The sequence below is a fragment of the Thiothrix litoralis genome (assembly GCF_017901135.1).
Taxonomy (GTDB): Bacteria; Pseudomonadota; Gammaproteobacteria; order Thiotrichales; family Thiotrichaceae; genus Thiothrix; species Thiothrix litoralis.
Genome location: NZ_CP072801.1, coordinates 1,462,841 through 1,480,303, shown reverse-complemented (window position 1 = coordinate 1,480,303; position 17,463 = coordinate 1,462,841). Strand labels below are relative to the sequence as shown.

Sequence of the window (17,463 nt, the reverse complement as noted above, 5' to 3'; positions counted from 1 at the left end):
TTCAGGTTGATAGTGGTAAGTATATCGTATTGGGAAAATCTCATGCCTGTCATGCTGGGTTATCCTTGTTCAGCCAGTCGTTTTGTAGTTCTTGTTCGATACGCTCAATGCTGGGGAGTTTGTCTTCTAAATCGGGTGGAAGTGCTTGGGCGAGTTGGTATTCGGCAATGCCAATGGGTTTGCTGTTATCGCGTAAGGCGTATTCGGCAATGATCTTGTTGCGGCTTTTGCACAGTAGCAAGCCAATGCTAGGCGCATCGTGTTCGGTTTTGAAATGATCATCCACAGCGGATAAATAGAAGCTCAATTGCCCAGTGTGTTCCGGTTTGAAATCCCCCGCTTTGAGTTCAATCACCAAATAGCAGCGCAATTTGAGGTGATAGAACAGCAGGTCAAGGTAGAAGTCTTGCCCGCCAATTTCCAGATGAACTTGCTTGCCAACAAAGGCGAATCCCGCCCCAAGTTCGATCAGAAATTGGCTGATGTGTTGGGTGAGTGCTTGTTCAATATCACGTTCCCGCGCTTCTGCACCCAAGGAGAGAAAGTCAAAAATATACGGGTCTTTGAGCGTTTGCTGGGCAAGTTCGGACTGCGGAGCAGGCAAGGTCTGCGCAAAATTCGTGGCGGCATTGCCTTGACGTTCCAGCAAACGGCTTTCGATTTGGTGAACCAATACGTTGCGTGACCATCCGTGTTGTCGGGATAGTTCCGCGTAGGTTAACCGCTCAACATTGCCTTTCAGTTTGGTCAGTAACACCAAATGATGACTCCACGGCAATTGTGCAACAGGCTGTTGCACAAATTCAGGTTCACTCCATGCCTCGGCAAATGCTCGCATATACTTCAGATTTCGTGCTGAAAATCCTTTCAATTCAGGGAAGGCTTGCCGCAAATCCAGCGCCAGTTGCTCAATGACTTTCGTACCCCAGCCCTGTTGTTGTTGGCGTTGCAGGATGTCATTGCCAATCTGCCAATACAGCTTGAGCAACTCTTGGTTAACCGCCAACGCTGCACGTTGTTGTGCGGTGAGAATCTGCGCTTTTAGTTCGCCCAGCCATGTTTGGTAAGCGGTGTTGGATAGCTCACTCATACTGCTTCACCACGCGTTTTACCTGTTAACGCTTCTATTAGTCCTTGTAAACCAGTCATGGCAGATTCCAATTCAATCAAAGCTTCCGCCGCCAGCTCTTCCGGCTCAGGCAAATTCGCCGCATCCACGCTGTTTTCATCTTTCAGCCAGCTAATATCCAGCGAGTCGCCCTTGGTATCGCGCACGTATTCCCGGCTAAAGCAGCGCCAGCGCCCGTCTTCACCCTGATCAACACGCGGGGTTTCCGCATAACACACTTCAAACGGCTCAAGGTGCGACGCACTAAACGGCGTGCGCTTGCCGAAGCTGGGCATATTGGTACGCAAGTCATACACCCAGATGTTTTGCGTGCAGTTCTCGTCCTGCTCCTTGTTGTCTGCTGTGCCACGGGTGAAAAACAGCACATTGGTTTTGACCCCTTGCGCGTAGAAAATCCCCGTCGGCAAGCGCAAGATGGTGTGCAGATTGCACTTGTGCATCAGGTCGCGGCGAATCTCTGTTCCCACGCCTGCCTCAAACAGCACGTTGTCAGGCAATACCACCGCAGCCCGCCCACCCGGTTTGAGGGTGCGGTAAATGTGTTGCAGGAAAGCCAGTTGCTTGTTGCTGGTTTTGTAGGTGAGGTCATCGCGGGTAATGCTGGCTTCGCCGCCCTTAGCCGTGCCGAACGGTGGATTCGCCAGCACGATGTCGCATTTTTTCAGCGTCGCCCCGACTTGCCCCAAGGCATTGCCCAGATGCACCACGCCTTCGTTGTCGCCTTCCATGCCATGCAGCAAACAGTTCATCAGTGCGAGACGGCGCGTACCGGGAACAAGTTCCACCCCGATAAAGGCTTTGTTCACCTGAAAGTGTTGCTGCGCTTCGGGCAGGGCGTACAGGTTGTCAGTACGTTCCTTGATGTAGGCATCCGCCGCAATCAAAAAGCCCGCCGTGCCCGCCGCCGGGTCTTGAATGGTTTCGCCCGCTTGTGGCTGGATGCAATTCACCATGCTATTGATCAGCACCCGTGGGGTGAAATATTGCCCCGCGCCGGATTTGGTTTCGGAAGCGTTTTTCTCCAGCAAACCTTCGTACAAATCGCCCAAGCCGTCGCGTTTCGCGCTGAACCAGTCGATTTGCTCCAACGCTTTCACCAGTTGTTCCAAGTGGCGCGGCTCACGCAAGCGGGTTTGCGCATCGGCATAAATCGCCGCAATCAGCGGGTCACGGTCTTTCGACAAATCCAGCAACATTTGCTTGTAATAGTTGAGCAGCACCAGCCCCGACTTGCCATTGATGTCTGTCCAACGGCGACCTTGCGGCAAGGTATGTTGCCCCAGCAAGCCCGCTTCGGTGTTTTCATGCACCATCTTTAAAAACAGCAGCAGCACCAATTCGGCGACGTAATCGCTGTAGTTAATGCCGTCGTCACGCAGCACGTCGCACAAATTCCAGAGCTTTTGCACGATGTCGTTATTGGTCATGGGGCTTCCTTGTTTTGATTTTTAACTGGCTTGCTGCCAGAGGTGTTCACTCAATTGGTCGAGGACACTTTCTAACTGACCCGACAGTAGTTTGTCCAGCCGTTTCGCGCCACCATCCCGCGCAAAGGTGCGATTGACGAATTCGTGGTCGATTACGGTTTCATGTACCAGTTGTTTGGCAAGTCGTTCCAGCCAGTTGCGTTGCACGGGTGTCCACGGTTGCAGGCTGTAAATCCGCTGCATTCCGGCTTGCACGCGCTGTTCAAACGGGATCAAAGCTTCACCTAACGCCGCCTGACGAATATAGCCGATAATGCTGGCGGCAATGTCCTGATTGCTTTGGTTGCGCCATGCGGTTTGCAGGTTGACAGCGGAATAACCTGCGCTGTCCAGCAGCAGTTTCACTTCACGCAATTGCTCGCGGGTCAGGTCACGCGGTTTGTTGACCACCACGGCTAACGCGGCGGATTGATTGATCTGGGTACGGATGAACTGGTTGAAACTGTCCAGATAGTCAGCGGGCTTTTGGTATTCACCGTAACTTTGTTCGCGTACCAGCAATTCATCGTCATGCTCGGAAATCAGCGGATAGTGTTCGCCGCCCAACAGTTGACGGACAGCATCGACTTGTTTCATCAAGCTGTGGTGCTGTTGCAGGAAGCTGGTGGCTTGTTTCACACCCAACTGATGCAAGTGTTGGTGGAGTTTGTCGGGTGCAATACCCCACAGGTTTTCCAGCTCATCCAGCTTGGTTTTGAGTGCTGGTTTACGCTCGGCTTTTTGGGCAGCTTTGCGCATCACCCGCATGATTTTCTGGTTGAGTTGGTTCAACACGTCATCGGCATGACTGGTATTGGTTTGTTCCCCAGCCGTGGCAAGTGCCTGTTCCAAACTACTGGGGTCGGTGAGTTCGCCGTACAGTTGTTCCAGTGTGATGTTCGGGTCTTTGACCAGCGGTTTCATGGTGGAAACGTCTTGCAGGCTGGCGTAAATGCCCACCGGATCGTAGATTTTGAACACGGTTTTGCCAATTTCATCGCAACGGCGCGTGGCTCGCCCGATCATTTGCTCGTAGAGGATGCGTGACGAAACGCGGCGCATGAACACCAGATGGGCGATTTCTTCCACATCAATCCCTGTGGTCAGCAAGTCCACGGTAATCGCAATGTTGGGGTAACGCTCGTTTTTGTACTGGCGGATCAGTTGCCTTACTTTGTCGCTTTGTCCGGTGATTTTGCGTACTGCTGCTTCATTGTAATCGTTTTCGTAGACTGCCTTGAACGCCTCGTCCAGCAAGCGTTTGACCATATCGGCGTGCAAATCGGTGGCACAGAAAATCAGGGTTTTTTCTTTGCCAAACGGGTCAAGTTCCTTGGCGAGTTGGTCACAAATCACCTTGTTGAACTTTTCAGTGATTACCCGCTTGTTGAAGGCTTCCACCTTGAAACCTGTGTCGTCCTCCAGTTCGGCGGTATCGACTGTGCCATCGCGGGTATTGAGGCGGTTGACGGTTTCGCCTTTTTCAAACTTGATGCCGTTTTGACTCAATAGTGTGGTGTAACGGATCGGGGGTTCGTGGTCGATCAGCCAGTCATCCGCCACGGCTTCACGGTAGGAATAGGTGTAAACGGGCTTGCCGAAAATCTCGGTGGTGTGTTTCGCTGGCGTGGCAGTCAGCCCAATCTTGACCGCATCGAAATAATCCAGCACACGGCGGTAACTGGATAAATATTGGCTGGCAGCACGGGTACTGAGTTCGCCTTCAGTCATTTCCTGATCGAGTGTGTAACCCCGATGCGCTTCATCAATAATAATGCAATCGAACTGGTCAACAGGTGGTGGGGTATCCGACTGGAAAATCCGCATCACCATTGCCTGCACGGTGGCAACCTGAATACGGGTTTCCGCTTCTGCCTGCATGTCGCCGAGTTCGGCAATGTTGTAGATTTTGGACAGGGTTTGGTTTTGCTCCAAAGGTGCTTCATTGAAAGCATCCTGTGCCTGATCCCCCAAGGCGGTGCGGTCAACCAGAAATAGGATGCGGCGGAAGTGCTCGGTCTTGAGGAAACGGTACATCAGGCCAATGATGGTGCGCGTTTTGCCCGTGCCAGTTGCCATTGCCAATAAGCAATGCTGCTGATTATGCTGCAACGCCCGTTCCGTCGCTTGAATGGCTTTTTCCTGATAATCCCGCAACTTGAGGTAAGCAAAGCCTTCTTGCTGTAACAGTTGTTGTGCTTGTTCACGGCTGCGTTTCAACCGATCCAGCAAGCCATCGGGGGTGTGGAATTGCTGCAACGCCCGTGCCGTATTCGCAGGTGAACGTACATCCCGAAACCATGTGCCAGACTGTTCCTTGAGCTGCTGGATAAACGGGCGACCATTGCATGAGTACACAAACGGGATGTGGTAATGTCCGTCGGCTTCATCTGCCCATGCGATGGTACGTCCTTCCTGTTCCCACGCGGCTTGCATGGCTGCTTCAACACGGAAACCACGGGCGTAGCGTTCGGCTTGGGTAATTTTCCCCGCGACATTGGTATTTTCGCGCTTGGCTTCGACTACTGCAATCGGGGTTAAACCTGTGAACAGCACGTAATCAGCGCGTTGTTTACCCGTGGTAGGCCATTCGGCAATGGCTTTGTTCTTGCCTTTTTCGGGGCGCGTGCCTTGCGCGTAGTGCAGCACTTGGCTGTCGGCTTTCCAACCCGCTTCCTGCAATTGCTGGTCAATGATAATGCGGGTGAGGTCTTCATCCAGTGTGATTTGTTTACTGGCTTGCCGGATACGCCTACCCAAGGTTTTCAGGTGTGCGGCATTGGTCTTGGCTTGCTGCGCGGTGCTGAGTTCAGCTTGCAAGGTTTTGATATGCTGTTCAAACGCTTGTTGTTGCTTCAGCAGTTCGGCTTCGTACTGTTGCGCTTGTTGCTGGAAACGGCGGGCTTCTTCGTCCATCGCCTCGGCTAAAGCATCGGATTCGGTTTTTTCCTGTTGCAACAAGGCCAGTAATTGCTGGTTGCTATCCACCTGTTCGTTGGCAGTTAGTAACTGGGTACGCAATTGCCCGATTTGCCCCTGCAAGTCACGCAATTGCTGGCTGGGGTCAGTGGGTGCGATGAATGCGCCCGGTTTGAAATTGCTGTCTTGCTTGCCAAATGAGCGGTGAAACCAGATTGCCAGTTCACGCGCCACTTTCAGGCCATCCATTGCTTCCTTGTGCCGGGTCTGGAAACGGTGGGTAGCGTTATTGCCTTCGATGCGCAAGGTGTGGAAAAGCTGGCGGATGGCAGGTTCAAGCTGTACTTCACGATCCAGCCTGAACAGCAAATCGGCTTGGGTGGTGGAGTCATCGAACAGAATACCATAGCGGGCTGCCATGTCTTGCGCCATCGCTTCACCCAATTGGCGCAATTTGATCAGGGTGGTATTGGGATCGCTGGCAAACACCGCTTCAGCGGTACGGGCAAGTTGCCAAAATACCGGGCTGTGTTCTTTCAGAAAAACGAAATTGCTGTTGTGCTGTTCCATGTCGCCCCAAACCCCTTAAATGCGAAACGCACGGGCAGTTTATAACAGTGTCGATTATTTAGCATGTCATACATCCTTCACGCCACTCATCCATTGTCGCATTCCCGACAACCTGCAAAACCAAACAACCTATTACTAACAATCACTTGGCTAACTGGCACACCCCTTGCAACATCCCTGCAAACAGGATTACGAGGTAAGCAGCTATGGCGGCTCTGACACGGCGGCTCACAGTTCTCGGACAAGACACTGAGGAACACTTCATGGAAACAGCCATTAAAGTTGCGTTTGCATCCACCGATATGAAGCACGTCGACCAGCATTTCGGCGCGGCGGAATCGTTTGCGATTTACGCCCTAACCCCAGAGAACGTGCAGCTAGTGGAAGCCACCCAGTTCGGCAAGCTGGCAATGGACGGCAACGAAGACAAGCTCGATGCCAAAATCAAAGTGCTGGAAGGCTGCGTAGCGATTTACTCGCAAGCGGTTGGTGCATCTGCGGTTGCCAAGCTCAAAACCGCCAATATCCAGCCAGTCAAAGTCAGCGCGGGCGCGGAAATCAGCGAATTGCTGGAAGCCTTGCAGGCAGAACTGCGCAGCGGCCCCAGCGCGTGGCTGGCACAAGCCATTAAACGGATGCAAACCCCCAATGCGCAACGCTTCGACTCGATGGAAGCCGAAGGGTGGGACGAATGATCGAAGAAACCGCTACCGTGGTTGACGCCACCCCCGATCATATTTGGGTGGAAGCCCGCGCCCGCAGTGCTTGTTCCAGTTGTGGCACGCAGGACAGTTGTGCCACTTCCAGCGTTTCCAAACTGTTTGGGATGCGCCGCCAGCAGTTACGCTTGCCGAACCAGTTTGCCTCCAGCGTGGGGGAACAGGTGATTATTGGCGTGGAAGATCAGGTTATGGTCACGGCTTCGCTGGCTGCGTACATCTTGCCCGTGGTGCTGATGATCGTTGCTGCCATTGCCGCCGACATCTACGGCATGAGCGATAAGCAGCAAGCTATTGTCGCTCTGCTTGGCTTGTTGCTGGGGCTATTCGGCGCAGGGGTGTTGACCAGTAACCGCCTGATGCAGCGTTATTTCCAGCCACAATTATTACGCAAGATTACCCCTCACCCCCAGCCCCTCTCCCTCAAGGGGCGAGGGGAGCAAGAATTTTTATTACAGGAGATACCCCATGAGCGAAGCTAGCACGTTGATTGCCAACGACGATCCCGTTCTCGGCACCGATTTTGCCATCGAAATGTTGCGCCAGATGCGTGCGCTCGACAGTTACGGTAGTTACGATACGTGGACACCCGCGAAAATCCTCGAACCGTTCATTCTCACCAAGGCGATGAAGCGCGAAATTCCCATCATTGGCGACCCGGATGAAATCATCGTTGCCCGCCTGAAAGTGTTCTACAACGCCATTGCCGCGCTGATCGAAAAGGAATGTGGCCTGATGGCAGTGCCGATGATGAATTTGTCGCACGAAGGTTTCGGACGTGCCTTGATCACGGTCGGCAAGCTGGTGGTGGTTGACCGTACTTTGCGTGACGTTCACCGCTTTGGTTTCGAGTCGCTCTCCAAAATGAAGGATGAGGCCGATAAGTTGCTCTCGGTTGCGTTGAATCTGATCGGCACACACGCTGCCGTTGCTGGTTTGTAAGGAGGCTGCGATGACCCCGGAAGAACTCAAAGCCCTGCAAAAAGCGGTCAGCAAAGCCAAGCGCATTGCCACCGAACACGCCAGCCAATTGCACGATTTGGTGGAAGACAAGCTGCCCGCTGGCTATCAGGAATTGCCCGCGATTGCGCAAGCCACTTACGACGCTTGTGTGGCGTGGGAAGAAGCCAACGCCAAATTGCAAGCCGCTGAAGCAAACTAGAGGACACACACATGGAACCAATCACTGGTCTTACCCGTGGCGGCATCGCTTGGACACCCGCCTTCATCACTACGCTCAATCAGGGCAAATGCATCGGTTGCGGGCGTTGCTATAAGGTCTGTCCGCGTGACGTGTTTGAGCTGGTCGAACGCGACGAGCTGGAGCTGGAAGAAGATGACGACAGCGATGACAGCTACGACGACGATGACAACACGATGGTGATGAATCTGAAAAACGTGTTGGACTGCATTGGCTGCCAAGCCTGTGCCAAAGTTTGCCCGAAAAAGTGCATGAGTCACGCGCCGCAAGGTTTAAGCGCGTAGGTAGTGTCTGACCGAAAAAGCCTTCCTGCCGCCACGAGTGCCCAATTTTAGTCCATGCAGCCGTTTTCCCCGCCACCTTCTGGCAAGCACGAGGGTAAAACGCTGGGTTTCAAGGCATGGCTGGCAGCGCAGGCTTGCCTTCGGTGCAGGGGCTGCCCTGCCTTCCCGGCATTTTCCCTCATCGGTCGGCGTTGTGGGGTGGTTCAGGCGGCTTGGCGCTGTCGTCGGCGTTCATCCTTCTGCAAGGCCTCCAACGCCCTGGCCTGTAAAATGGCCCCGACCTTTTGCAGGTTCCTGCCCACCACCGCCAGTGCCACATAGCGCTTGAAGCGTTCCAGCCCCCGGTCGGGGCAATAGTCCAGCCCATGGACTTCCAGTGCGTTGATGCCGGATTCCACCGCTGAGTGCTGGCGTCTGGCCTGGACAAACGCCGGGTCGGTTTCACGGGCAGTGTCCGCCTGGCTCCAGCGGCCCTTTTTCGGCAACACCACCCGGTCGAGCAGTTCGGCCAGTTCGCGCTGGTTTGCCGGTGAGTGGAACCCCTTGTCAAAGCTGCACGCGCTCAGGGAGGGGAACAGCGCTTTGGCTTGCTTAACCATGGTCACGGCAATCTCACTGTCGGGGCAGTGTTGCATCACTTGGTGGTGGAGGATGAAGCCGTCAGCCGATTCCATCACGCACACGTTCAGGCCCAGCTCCACCGGCACACCGGCTTTGCCCTTGCTGAGCCATTCGCTGTAATCCTCGAAGAGGGAGAAGATCTTGTCGCCGTGGGGGATGGTTTCCCCGTCCAGCACCCGCCGCCGCACCAGGTCAACCTGATGCCACCCGTACCCCAGCCAGCGCTGGAGGTCGTTGCCCGACCGGCTGTCCAGCAGGCTGAGGGGCAGGTCAGCCACCGTTTCCTCCACTTTCGACAACAGCGCGGCGCACAGGCCCAGGTAGGTGTGGTGGGCGTCACGGATGGCCTGTTGCCGGGTGGCCTGCTTGTCCGGGTCTTGGGAGCTGGAGTGCTTGAGCTTCTGCGCATGACGGCAGGCTTTCTTCACCTGGCGGAGATTGTACTGCCATTGCCGCCAGCGGCTGTCGCCGTGCCCTTCACACCAATCGGCCACCGTGCGCACCGAACAACGCACCGCGTCGTACAACAGGTTGATGTCGGTCGGGTAGTGGATGTTGCTTTCCACCACGAAGGAGTCACAACGGGCGCTCAGCGGCGCGGCTTTTTTTTTAGCAGCTTGTGACCGGCCTCCACCACCAACTGGTTGATGCGTTGCAGGCTGGCTTCGTCCACCAGAGCGGCGTTGTCCTTGACCGTTTGCAGCTTGTACTCATCGTCATCATCCCAGAAACCATGCCCCAGCATCTGACGGATGCTGCGGTGCTGGTTCGCCATCTCCAGCAGCCGGTCATAGTCCCAGTTCAGGTTCACCCGCAATGTCGCCAGCACCAGCGCATTCCACAGATCCATGCCGGGGCGTCCACGGCTGGCGTCCACCTCCGCCGGAACCCGCTTTTCCAGCACCGCAAACACCGCCTCACGCAGTTCGTCTGTCACATAAATGTATTGCAGCCCTTGCAACACCTGCGGGATGTCGTCCCGCGAACGTGGGTTGAAGGTCAGCCTGCCGATGTCAGCGTGACCCAGGCGAAGTTGGCGGGCGATCACTTCACGCATCGTGTGTCTCCTGCGAAGTTTGGCGGATGGATGCCCTATTTTGCCCTATTTTGGGCGCTTTTGCAGCTTTCTGGCCTGCTTCCGGGAAATCTTAGGGCAAGGAAAACGGGCGTAGCATCTTGATCGGAAAAGGGTTTTAGGGTTTCCGGTCAGACACTAGGTAGGTCATGGCGTTGTAGAGACGCAAGATTTTGCGCCTCTACGCGGGATTGCCCTTACAATGCGCCGATGAATACAAAACCTTTGTTGCCGCTGTCCGGTCTGGCTTACGGCGCGTTACTGATTCTGGCTTCCGAGTTTTTTCTGGTGTGTGCGGGGATGGTGATTAAACACTTGAACGGCGTGGTCTCGACGGAACAAACGGTGTTTTTTCGCAATGCGTTCGCGCTGCTGCTGCTGTTGCCGTGGTTGTGGCGCAATGGGGTGCAGGCAGTGAAAACCGATTGCTTGCACCTGCACTTTTTGCGTTCGCTGCTGGGCGTGACGGCGATGAGTTGTATGTTTTATGCGTGGGGGCATTTGCCCTTGGCACAAAGCGCCTTGTTGAAGCAAACCATGCCGTTGTTTGTGCCGATTGTGGCGTTTTTCTGGATGGGGGAACGCTTGTCTTGGCGTAACTTTGTGGCGATTGGTTTGGGGTTTGCCGGTGTGCTGTTGGTGCTGAACCCGTTTCAGGAGGCGGCGGTTTTCAATCTGGCAGTCGTGGTGGGCTTACTCGGCGCGGTTATGGGCGGCTCCACCAAGGTCAATATCCGGCGGATGCGTTCGAGTGATGAACCGACGATGCGCGTGGTGTTTTATTTCGCCTTGTTTGCCAGTGTGTTGTCGGTGATTCCAGCGGTGCTGGCGTGGTTGCCGCTGACTGGGGAAACCTTGCTGTGGCTATTCCTGTTGGGGGTGTTGGCAACCTTGGCGCAGTGGGCGTTGACGGCGGCGTATGGTCATGCTCCGGCGGGGCAATTAGGGGCGTTTACCTATGCGTCGGTGATTTTTGCGGCGGTGTTGGGTTGGTGGTTATGGGATGAAAGTCTGAGCTTGCTGGCGATGGCTGGGATCGGGACTATCATTGCCGCCGGATTGCTGGTGATGTTGGGGCAACCGCGTTTGCCCGTAGAGAATGGGACATGAATCACACAATCACCTTGGCGACCGTAGCGGATATTCCCGACTTATGCGGCTTGCTCGACCTGCTGTTCACGCAGGAAGCCGAGTTCACACCGGATACAGCGGCGCAACAACGGGGGTTGACGGCAATCATCGAAAATCCCGATGTGGGGCAAATTCTGATTGCGCGGCTGGCGGGCAAAGCGGTGGGCATGGTCAGCTTGTTGTACACCGTTTCCACCGCACTCGGCGGGCGCGTGGCACTGCTGGAAGACATGGTGGTTACGCCAGACACACGCGGGCAAGGCGTGGGGGCGCAATTGTTGGAGCAAGCCATTGCACTTGCCAAGGCGAATGGCTGTTTGCGGATTACCCTGCTGACAGATGCAGTGAATGATGCGGCGCAACGCTTTTACCAGCGGCAAGGGTTTGTGGTTTCGCCGATGATGCCGCTGCGCTTGATGTTAGCGTGATGCTGCCAATGGCTAATTAATCACCACCTCCGCCACCATCCCCACCGCCAGAATCCCCTGAACTGCTATCCGCGCTGCTGCTCGATTCCGTGGCGTAGGCATCCACATCCGTAAACGAAAAATCACTGGTGCTGCTGAAACAGGTCTCCGCAATTTCTGTCCGTAGGGTGTCGTAGTGGCAGCTCTCCCCTGCTTCGTCGTGAATGCGTTGGAACTCCTGCGGCGAGCAATACATCGCGTAGGCATAACAGTTGTCACTGATGGTTCCGTTATTGCTGCGGTTCAGACGCTGGCGCGTGAGGGCGCGGTCTACCTGCCCTTTGGAATAATACGGCTGCTTCCCGTAAAGCGCGGTCAATTCGGCGGGCAGCTTGCGGGCGTATTGCTTGATCCGGCGTTTTTTGAAGAAATTGGCGAACATTGGAGCCTCACGGTATCGGTGTGCAGGACTTTTCAAACCAATCGGCAAGTTCTGCTTCTGCAATATTTCCAGCCGCTAATTGCTCAAACATAATGACCGCTTCGGGTTCGGGAGCATCCAGCTCAAAACCGTTGAGTTCCAGAAACACTGCACCGACTGCCAAGGCTACCCGCTTGTTGCCATCAATGAACGGATGATTTTTGGCAATGCCGAAGCTGTAGGAAGCAGCAAGTTCAAACAATGTTGAATCAGGTTCGTAAGTTAAGCGTTGTCTGGGTCGTGCGAGGGCAGAATCCAGAAGTGACTTGTCACGAATGCCCGGACTGCCGCCGTGTTCTGCCAGCAACATTTGATGCACTGCCAGTGCAACATCTTCCAACACCCATCTCGGTTCAGTCATTTTGCTAACTCACGGAAGGCATTGCGGTATTTCTTCAGCACTTTTTCAGCAGCCTGCATTTGATCATCGAAATCCTGCTGATAGGGGGTCAAGGTGAAACCTTCCGGGCTATCCACCAGATATAGGCTGTCACCTTTGCCTACTTTCAGCTTTGCCAGTGCTTCTTTGGGAAGAACAATGCCAACAGAATTGCCGATGGCGGTGAGTTTGACTTGTAGCATGGACGTGTTTCCGTTAGTACGAATGTAATAACACAAGTTTAGCTGTAGAGTGCTATGGGGTGCAAGTAAGATGAGTTTGTAGTTCTACTATAATTTTCCCATAAATATATCAGTATCATCTCTGTGTTAACTTTGTGTCGTAACTGTGTTTACTTAGTATCGAGTCTGTGTTGTAATTCACTCTTCAACCACTAGTCATAAAGGTAAACTTATGATTCCAACATTTACGACTCCGTATAAAGAGCACGACCAACTAAGAATCGGTTGGGCTTCATGGGATGAGGGTTCTTATCAATGCAGATCAATAAAATTTGTTTATTTTGATAAGTCTGGAAAAGTCTCAAGGGGATGTCCTGAACTACCATTCGATGTTCTTGTTGACATGGTAGCTTTGGCTTACCAACAGAATGAGCTATCTGCTGATGAGGTCAAGAAATTAAGAGATGTTTTTGGTGCTTAAATATAATCAAAAGTAATGGGGCAAAAATGGCAAGTGCACGATTTGAAATACTTCACGAAGTCACGTCTGGCAGCACTGGTAACTGGAGACTGTGCTTTCAATGGGGAATATATCATTATGATGACGATACTCCAGAAATGGGATATAGATTTATTTGGAGAAGACCGAATGGTCATCTTCAACCCGCAAGAGCACAAGCAAGGCTACCTAGTGCACAGGATATAACTATACTGTTGAATCTTGCTCAGCAAGCAGGATGGTATCCATCTCCCCCTCCGCATCCGTAATATCTGCTCGCTGGAGCATTCCATCTTTCCTATAGGTGTACTTATGCTCCAGCTCCACATCCCCATAAACCACTTTCTGAAACCCCAATAACACGCCCTCCGCATCGAAATACCCCCGGAAAAAGGTATTCCGATTACGGATTTCATGCTCCCCCAATTCGCCAACCAGCTTAAACGGTAATTTCACGCCACTGTAAGTCGTAAAATAGCGGCAAGTGGATTTCTCATTATCCATGTTATTCACCCAGTCAATTTCGCTAGCAACGCCGGTTTAATCGCTTCAATCCAGGCACTCAACCGCGCCTCGGTCAGCAAACTCTGTGACTGCTGATCCAGCACCAGCCCGACAAACTGCCCATCCACCACCGCAGGTGATTGCTTGAAGGTATAACCCTCAGTAGGCCATTGCCCAACCACTTCCGCGCCACCCGCCACGCCCCAGCGGTACAAATGGATCAGCGAATGCGCAAAGCGGTCAGCGTATTTTTCCTGATCGCCTAGCCCGTACAGCGCAATCACCTTGCCGGACAAATCCTTGCCCGCCAGTTGCGGCATGAAATCTTCCCAACTGCCATCCTGAATATCGGTGCTTTTGCCCGGAAGCTGGTCGATGCCGTAAGTGGCAGTCCCCAGAATCAGCGCGTCGTATTGCAATAGTTCTTCAGCCGTAGCGCGGTTGATATTGAGCGGCTTGGCAGCGACATCGCCCAGCAGCTTCGCCATCTTTTTCGCCATCAGCCGCGTCGTACCAGAATTCGTGCCAAAAAATATCCCGATCTTATTCATGTGGCACTCCATGCCGCATCTCGTGCAGGTTTTCCTTCAACATCTTGCGGTACTGCTCGGCGTAATACTCGATTGCCGCCGCTTCCTTGTCCTCATCACCCAAGGTTTCCCTGAAGTGAAAAGCGTTGTAACGCGCCGCCGCGTACAGGATCGCTGCACTGAGGAAATTCGGTGCCCATTCCTCGCTCAACTTGTTCGCCAGATTGACGAATTCATCGGCGACCTCGTGAAAATCCAGTTCTTGCATCGTCAATCTCCCACTATTACACGCTATAAGACCGCTGTTCCCACTCGCGCAGAATCTTCAAATCCCGCGCTGGCAAATACGCATAAGCCTCCATCTGATCACGCAACACCGCATCCGCCACCGTGGTCGGCACGCCCTTGCGGTTTAACATGAGGAAATACCACGCAAATGGATACCCCACCTTACGGTCAAAACTGTGTAAAGCTTTTGCCATCTCCGCCCCGTGCAAACCGTGGTTTTCGGCGAAATCTGTCACCTTGTCAGTGAAGGTTGCGGTCGGTTTGATATTGTAATGTTCCGCTTTGTCGCTGCCCTGATACCCTTGCAATACCATCACCCAGTGCTGACAGAAAATGGCATCGTTATGCCCAGCACTGCTGTTCTGCCAGTCCTGCATAAAGCGCAACAGGTTCAGCACATGGCGGCTATGGAAATTCTGGTCGGCAAACACCTCCGCCATTGCCTGCAAGCGCCGGAAATGGTAATGCGGCTTGCCCACGGCTTCGGGTTCAAGGCGTGGAAAATCCACCGGATCAAGGAACTCTTCCACACTATCCGGCAAAAAATCGGGGTCGGAAAGCGGACGATCCAGCACTTCCTGCAAGACTTCCACCTCAAGCTGGAGGAAATCCTGCGGTTTGTCACCCGTCGATGCGGTGAAATACAGCGTTGTGCCGCTGATTTTGGTGGCAAACAGGATTTGTTCCGAACACTTGTCCAGCAAGGTGTCAACGTCACCGCCGGATTCGGTTTCAGCCCACAAGCGCAAATTGCTGGCAATCGGCTGCATATTAAGGTTCACCACGCCACCTAAATGATGCCAGCCACCGCGTTCCAGCACTTTCTCAAAGCTGAGATTGAGCGGCGCAAACAGGGCATTAATGGTGTGCAGCAGCTCTTCGTGTGTTACGCCGACGCTCAGTTCTGGGCATTGCGCGGCGAGTTTTCTAGCTTGCCAGTCGAATTCAGTCATTGTCATCCATCTCCCGAAGCCGCTGACGGGCGACTTCTTTCACATCGGGGTCAGTGTCGTGTTCCAGTATTTCCAGCATCCCACGGGTAGCACGTTCAGCAGCTTGCAGACGCACGCCCCAGTCGGGGTCATCCAGCAAGGCGCTCAAGGCTTCCGGCTGGATGCGTTCCGCCACAATGCGGCGAATTTCCGGCTCGACATCGTTAAGCATCAGCCCCAGACTTTCCGGCGGCAAACGGCGGGCAACGCTCATGCGTACTTCGCGGTCGCTGTCGCAAATCATGCGGAACAAACGCCCAGCAGGCATTCGCCGTGCCACGTATTTGCGCACCAAATAATCGTGGTCATTGACCAGTGCTTCAAGCTGTTCCGCAGGCAAACGGTCGGCAACGGTAATGCGCACTTCGCGGTCACTATCGTCTATCAGCCGGTACAATTCATCCACCGGCAAGCGATAAGCCAACACGCGGCGCACCACCTCATCTGGGTCATCAATCAGTTCCAGCAGGCGTGGCTGGGAAATGTAACGCGCTGCAATTGCCCGCCGCTCCCAGAAATCATCGCCGGTGTAGCCTTGCGCCAAATCGGGGTTTTCGCGGAAAAAACGCTCGATTTGCCGTCCGCTCATCGCCTGTACACAAGCATCGCCCGGTTTGCAGCGACCTTTTTCCAGCCGATCCTCATGGTGCGGGCAGGTGGCGCAATCAGTCATTATCCTCACCCAGTTCGGCGATGACCACGCCGCTTGCCGCTTCCAGACTCGGCGTGAAGCATAGGCAATGGTTGCTGCCATCGACCAGATAGACGTTGAAACCCTTACCCTGCGCGGCAGGTTGCGGGCCACACACGTCGTCATCCATGCACCAAGTGAAATGCAGTTCGGGGAAATATCCGCGCAGGTCAGTCAGATTGCTGTCAGCTAAGCCGCGTTGTTCGACCTGTTCCACCACGCTGGCAAGCTGTTCCGGGGTCATCATCCTTCGGCCTCAAGCAGTTCGTCGTCTTCGTCATCGCCAGAGAAACGGGCGCGGGCTTGCGCATCCTTGCCCATGACTTTACCCAGCCACGGTGAGGGGTTTGCTAGCGCCAGTTGCAGCTTTTCCAGCAATTCGCTGGTGGGTACAACCGTCATTTGCTTGATCGGGTGAATGCCTTTCTTAATGATCTTGGCAGCAGCAGGGCCACCCACCGAAGCAATGAACAGGACTTGGCAATCCAGAATCAAGCTAGCGCGGTAAGCATTCTTGTCTTCTTCGGCTTCATCGTCGCCGACTTCGCGCACGTCAATCAGGCGGTATTCGGTTTGCGATACCTGATACACCAAAAAGCGTTCGCAAGAACCGAAATGCCCGTTCAGCAAATCGCCGCTGTTAGAGGCGCAAGCGACGCGGATCGAATCAGGCATCTCGCCATCGGTATAAGGCAGGGGAGTCGGGATATTGCTCATGTGCGGCTCCTAAGAGAACCCCTCACCCCCCAGCCCCCTCTCCCTCAAGGGGCGAGGGGGAGCAAGAGAGGTTATTGTCTTAGCCCCTCTCCCCCTGAGGGAGAGGGGTTGGGGTGAGGGGTTCTTTGGTTAATTAAACGTATTCAATGCAGCCATCTTCCAAACATACTTTCAAGCACTGTGGCTCGTCGTGTTCGCCTTCACATTCGGTGCAGGTGTCTTCAACGATCTTGTAAGTGCCTTTGAATGGCTTGATGGATTTGGTTGGGCAAACGGGTTCGCAATCGCCGCAAGAGGTGCAGATGTCGCGGTTAATTTTCAGTGCCATGACTATTCTCCTTTCACTGGGTTCAGCATTCAGCCGCGCTTGAAACGCAGCGTCGTCGGAAAAGCGGGTGGGGGGCTGATCGGGTCGATGTACCACTTGGAACCATCAGTTAACTCGACAGTGCCACCCCATTCTTCCGCCGTATCTTTCTCGACTGTCGCAACCGTCTCTTCCATGTCCTGTTTAGCGACATAAAATTGCAAGTTGCCATCAGGCTTGCGGCGGATCATCACGTTGGGCATAGGGTTTCTCCTTGATTAAAGACCCTCACCCCAACCCCTCTCCCAGAGGTAGAGGGGCTAAGAGGAAAGTGTCTTTCTCCCCCTCTACCTCTGGGAGAGGGGGCCGGG

At 54.0% G+C, this 17,463-nt stretch carries 24 protein-coding genes; 8 read left to right on the top strand and 16 right to left on the bottom strand.

Annotation, left to right across the window (positions count from 1 at the left end):
- Positions 1 to 49 precede the first annotated feature (49 nt).
- From J9253_RS07135 to hsdR, 3 genes are read right to left on the bottom strand one after another with little or no spacing between them, the layout of a single operon-like run.
- Entirely contained in the window at positions 50 to 1,090 is a 1,041-nt protein-coding gene (locus J9253_RS07135; RefSeq protein ID WP_210223933.1) for a PDDEXK nuclease domain-containing protein, read from the bottom strand.
- Complete coding sequence (locus J9253_RS07130) at positions 1,087 to 2,556, bottom strand: class I SAM-dependent DNA methyltransferase (protein WP_210223932.1); 1,470 nt, start codon at positions 2,554 to 2,556, stop codon at positions 1,087 to 1,089. Before J9253_RS07130 ends, J9253_RS07135 begins: the two co-directional genes overlap by 4 nt.
- A 21-nt stretch (positions 2,557 to 2,577) precedes the next feature.
- A complete protein-coding gene (hsdR, locus tag J9253_RS07125) occupies positions 2,578 to 6,084 on the bottom strand; it encodes a type I restriction-modification system endonuclease (RefSeq protein WP_210223931.1) in 3,507 nt (1,168 codons plus the stop codon).
- Between the two features lie 263 nt (positions 6,085 to 6,347).
- On the opposite strand from hsdR, the gene J9253_RS07120 reads away from it, so the two are divergent.
- The 5 genes from J9253_RS07120 to fdxB are packed head-to-tail and all read left to right on the top strand — an operon-like array spanning position 6,348 to position 8,288.
- A complete protein-coding gene (locus J9253_RS07120) occupies positions 6,348 to 6,779 on the top strand; it encodes a NifB/NifX family molybdenum-iron cluster-binding protein (RefSeq protein ID WP_228291532.1) in 432 nt (143 codons plus the stop codon).
- Positions 6,776 to 7,285, top strand: a complete 510-nt coding sequence (locus J9253_RS07115) for a SoxR reducing system RseC family protein (RefSeq protein WP_210223929.1) — start codon at positions 6,776 to 6,778, stop codon at positions 7,283 to 7,285. The genes J9253_RS07120 and J9253_RS07115 overlap by 4 nt, the downstream gene beginning before the upstream one ends.
- Positions 7,272 to 7,745: a NifX-associated nitrogen fixation protein gene (locus J9253_RS07110; protein ID WP_210223928.1), complete on the top strand. Its 474-nt coding sequence runs from the start codon at positions 7,272 to 7,274 to the stop codon at positions 7,743 to 7,745. The genes J9253_RS07115 and J9253_RS07110 overlap by 14 nt, the downstream gene beginning before the upstream one ends.
- Positions 7,746 to 7,755: 10 nt before the next feature.
- The gene (locus tag J9253_RS07105) at positions 7,756 to 7,965 is read left to right on the top strand and encodes a CCE_0567 family metalloprotein (protein WP_210223927.1); all 210 of its coding nucleotides are present in this window, start codon (positions 7,756 to 7,758) and stop codon (positions 7,963 to 7,965) included.
- Positions 7,966 to 7,976: 11 nt separating this feature from the next.
- On the top strand, positions 7,977 to 8,288 hold the full coding sequence (fdxB, locus tag J9253_RS07100; protein WP_210223926.1) for a ferredoxin III, nif-specific: 312 nt from the start codon (positions 7,977 to 7,979) through the stop codon (positions 8,286 to 8,288).
- Between the two features lie 203 nt (positions 8,289 to 8,491).
- Here fdxB and J9253_RS07095 read toward each other — a convergent pair.
- Positions 8,492 to 9,966 (bottom strand): ISNCY family transposase gene (locus J9253_RS07095; protein WP_228291448.1). Its coding sequence is split into 2 segments (ribosomal slippage): positions 8,492 to 9,513 and positions 9,513 to 9,966, totalling 1,476 coding nucleotides; the frame shifts between segments, so codons are not numbered across the junction.
- 228 nt (positions 9,967 to 10,194) lie between these two features.
- Here J9253_RS07095 and J9253_RS07090 point away from each other — a divergent pair.
- Together J9253_RS07090 and J9253_RS07085 are read left to right on the top strand one after the other, a co-directional pair.
- Positions 10,195 to 11,094 carry a DMT family transporter gene (locus J9253_RS07090; protein WP_210223925.1) on the top strand — a complete coding sequence of 300 codons (900 nt, stop codon included), beginning with the start codon at positions 10,195 to 10,197 and terminating at the stop codon, positions 11,092 to 11,094.
- On the top strand, positions 11,091 to 11,543 hold the full coding sequence (locus J9253_RS07085) for a GNAT family N-acetyltransferase (protein WP_210223924.1): 453 nt from the start codon (positions 11,091 to 11,093) through the stop codon (positions 11,541 to 11,543). The genes J9253_RS07090 and J9253_RS07085 overlap by 4 nt, the downstream gene beginning before the upstream one ends.
- A gap of 16 nt (positions 11,544 to 11,559) precedes the next feature.
- Here the strand turns inward: J9253_RS07085 and J9253_RS07080 are convergent, their stop codons facing one another.
- The 3 genes from J9253_RS07080 to J9253_RS07070 are packed head-to-tail and all read right to left on the bottom strand — an operon-like array spanning position 11,560 to position 12,585.
- A complete protein-coding gene (locus J9253_RS07080) occupies positions 11,560 to 11,964 on the bottom strand; it encodes a DUF6559 family protein (protein WP_210223923.1) in 405 nt (134 codons plus the stop codon).
- Between the two features lie 7 nt (positions 11,965 to 11,971).
- On the bottom strand, positions 11,972 to 12,364 hold the full coding sequence (locus J9253_RS07075; protein WP_210223922.1) for a type II toxin-antitoxin system death-on-curing family toxin: 393 nt from the start codon (positions 12,362 to 12,364) through the stop codon (positions 11,972 to 11,974).
- Positions 12,361 to 12,585 (bottom strand): AbrB/MazE/SpoVT family DNA-binding domain-containing protein, encoded by a 225-nt coding sequence (locus tag J9253_RS07070; protein WP_210223921.1) that lies wholly within the window; start codon positions 12,583 to 12,585, stop codon positions 12,361 to 12,363. Before J9253_RS07070 ends, J9253_RS07075 begins: the two co-directional genes overlap by 4 nt.
- A gap of 211 nt (positions 12,586 to 12,796) precedes the next feature.
- Between J9253_RS07070 and J9253_RS07065 the strand changes: the two genes are divergently transcribed.
- On the top strand, positions 12,797 to 13,045 hold the full coding sequence (locus tag J9253_RS07065; RefSeq protein ID WP_210223920.1) for a hypothetical protein: 249 nt from the start codon (positions 12,797 to 12,799) through the stop codon (positions 13,043 to 13,045).
- A 225-nt stretch (positions 13,046 to 13,270) separates the two neighbouring features.
- On the opposite strand, the gene J9253_RS07060 is transcribed toward J9253_RS07065, so the two are convergent.
- The 9 genes from J9253_RS07060 to nifT form a co-directional block, all read right to left on the bottom strand.
- Complete coding sequence (locus J9253_RS07060; protein ID WP_210223919.1) at positions 13,271 to 13,567, bottom strand: DUF6156 family protein; 297 nt, start codon at positions 13,565 to 13,567, stop codon at positions 13,271 to 13,273.
- 5 nt (positions 13,568 to 13,572) lie between these two features.
- Complete coding sequence (locus J9253_RS07055) at positions 13,573 to 14,118, bottom strand: flavodoxin (RefSeq protein ID WP_210223918.1); 546 nt, start codon at positions 14,116 to 14,118, stop codon at positions 13,573 to 13,575.
- Positions 14,111 to 14,365: a DUF3144 domain-containing protein gene (locus tag J9253_RS07050; RefSeq protein WP_210223917.1), complete on the bottom strand. Its 255-nt coding sequence runs from the start codon at positions 14,363 to 14,365 to the stop codon at positions 14,111 to 14,113. Before J9253_RS07050 ends, J9253_RS07055 begins: the two co-directional genes overlap by 8 nt.
- Before the next feature lie 16 nt (positions 14,366 to 14,381).
- Positions 14,382 to 15,344: a hypothetical protein gene (locus tag J9253_RS07045; RefSeq protein WP_210223916.1), complete on the bottom strand. Its 963-nt coding sequence runs from the start codon at positions 15,342 to 15,344 to the stop codon at positions 14,382 to 14,384.
- Entirely contained in the window at positions 15,331 to 16,050 is a 720-nt protein-coding gene (locus tag J9253_RS07040) for a 4Fe4S-binding leucine-rich repeat protein (protein ID WP_210223915.1), read from the bottom strand. Before J9253_RS07040 ends, J9253_RS07045 begins: the two co-directional genes overlap by 14 nt.
- Positions 16,043 to 16,315 (bottom strand): DUF6129 family protein, encoded by a 273-nt coding sequence (locus tag J9253_RS07035; protein ID WP_210223914.1) that lies wholly within the window; start codon positions 16,313 to 16,315, stop codon positions 16,043 to 16,045. Before J9253_RS07035 ends, J9253_RS07040 begins: the two co-directional genes overlap by 8 nt.
- Complete coding sequence (locus tag J9253_RS07030; RefSeq protein WP_210223913.1) at positions 16,312 to 16,785, bottom strand: NifB/NifX family molybdenum-iron cluster-binding protein; 474 nt, start codon at positions 16,783 to 16,785, stop codon at positions 16,312 to 16,314. The genes J9253_RS07035 and J9253_RS07030 overlap by 4 nt, the downstream gene beginning before the upstream one ends.
- A 133-nt stretch (positions 16,786 to 16,918) precedes the next feature.
- A complete protein-coding gene (locus tag J9253_RS07025) occupies positions 16,919 to 17,113 on the bottom strand; it encodes a 4Fe-4S binding protein (protein WP_210217627.1) in 195 nt (64 codons plus the stop codon).
- A gap of 29 nt (positions 17,114 to 17,142) precedes the next feature.
- Complete coding sequence (gene nifT / locus J9253_RS07020; protein ID WP_202715971.1) at positions 17,143 to 17,355, bottom strand: putative nitrogen fixation protein NifT; 213 nt, start codon at positions 17,353 to 17,355, stop codon at positions 17,143 to 17,145.
- Positions 17,356 to 17,463 lie beyond the last annotated feature (108 nt).

Bases quoted from the DNA above. Each gene is read 5' to 3' on its own strand.
- J9253_RS07135 (WP_210223933.1), bottom strand. From the start codon at position 1,090: ATGAGTGAGCTATCCAACACCGCTTACCAAACATGGCTGGGCGAACTA.
- J9253_RS07130 (WP_210223932.1), bottom strand. From the start codon at position 2,556: ATGACCAATAACGACATCGTGCAAAAGCTCTGGAATTTGTGCGACGTG.
- hsdR (WP_210223931.1), bottom strand. From the start codon at position 6,084: ATGGAACAGCACAACAGCAATTTCGTTTTTCTGAAAGAACACAGCCCG.
- J9253_RS07120 (WP_228291532.1), top strand. From the start codon at position 6,348: ATGGAAACAGCCATTAAAGTTGCGTTTGCATCCACCGATATGAAGCAC.
- J9253_RS07115 (WP_210223929.1), top strand. From the start codon at position 6,776: ATGATCGAAGAAACCGCTACCGTGGTTGACGCCACCCCCGATCATATT.
- J9253_RS07110 (WP_210223928.1), top strand. From the start codon at position 7,272: ATGAGCGAAGCTAGCACGTTGATTGCCAACGACGATCCCGTTCTCGGC.
- J9253_RS07105 (WP_210223927.1), top strand. From the start codon at position 7,756: ATGACCCCGGAAGAACTCAAAGCCCTGCAAAAAGCGGTCAGCAAAGCC.
- fdxB (WP_210223926.1), top strand. From the start codon at position 7,977: ATGGAACCAATCACTGGTCTTACCCGTGGCGGCATCGCTTGGACACCC.
- J9253_RS07090 (WP_210223925.1), top strand. From the start codon at position 10,195: ATGAATACAAAACCTTTGTTGCCGCTGTCCGGTCTGGCTTACGGCGCG.
- J9253_RS07085 (WP_210223924.1), top strand. From the start codon at position 11,091: ATGAATCACACAATCACCTTGGCGACCGTAGCGGATATTCCCGACTTA.
- J9253_RS07080 (WP_210223923.1), bottom strand. From the start codon at position 11,964: ATGTTCGCCAATTTCTTCAAAAAACGCCGGATCAAGCAATACGCCCGC.
- J9253_RS07075 (WP_210223922.1), bottom strand. From the start codon at position 12,364: ATGACTGAACCGAGATGGGTGTTGGAAGATGTTGCACTGGCAGTGCAT.
- J9253_RS07070 (WP_210223921.1), bottom strand. From the start codon at position 12,585: ATGCTACAAGTCAAACTCACCGCCATCGGCAATTCTGTTGGCATTGTT.
- J9253_RS07065 (WP_210223920.1), top strand. From the start codon at position 12,797: ATGATTCCAACATTTACGACTCCGTATAAAGAGCACGACCAACTAAGA.
- J9253_RS07060 (WP_210223919.1), bottom strand. From the start codon at position 13,567: ATGGATAATGAGAAATCCACTTGCCGCTATTTTACGACTTACAGTGGC.
- J9253_RS07055 (WP_210223918.1), bottom strand. From the start codon at position 14,118: ATGAATAAGATCGGGATATTTTTTGGCACGAATTCTGGTACGACGCGG.
- J9253_RS07050 (WP_210223917.1), bottom strand. From the start codon at position 14,365: ATGCAAGAACTGGATTTTCACGAGGTCGCCGATGAATTCGTCAATCTG.
- J9253_RS07045 (WP_210223916.1), bottom strand. From the start codon at position 15,344: ATGACAATGACTGAATTCGACTGGCAAGCTAGAAAACTCGCCGCGCAA.
- J9253_RS07040 (WP_210223915.1), bottom strand. From the start codon at position 16,050: ATGACTGATTGCGCCACCTGCCCGCACCATGAGGATCGGCTGGAAAAA.
- J9253_RS07035 (WP_210223914.1), bottom strand. From the start codon at position 16,315: ATGATGACCCCGGAACAGCTTGCCAGCGTGGTGGAACAGGTCGAACAA.
- J9253_RS07030 (WP_210223913.1), bottom strand. From the start codon at position 16,785: ATGAGCAATATCCCGACTCCCCTGCCTTATACCGATGGCGAGATGCCT.
- J9253_RS07025 (WP_210217627.1), bottom strand. From the start codon at position 17,113: ATGGCACTGAAAATTAACCGCGACATCTGCACCTCTTGCGGCGATTGC.
- nifT (WP_202715971.1), bottom strand. From the start codon at position 17,355: ATGCCCAACGTGATGATCCGCCGCAAGCCTGATGGCAACTTGCAATTT.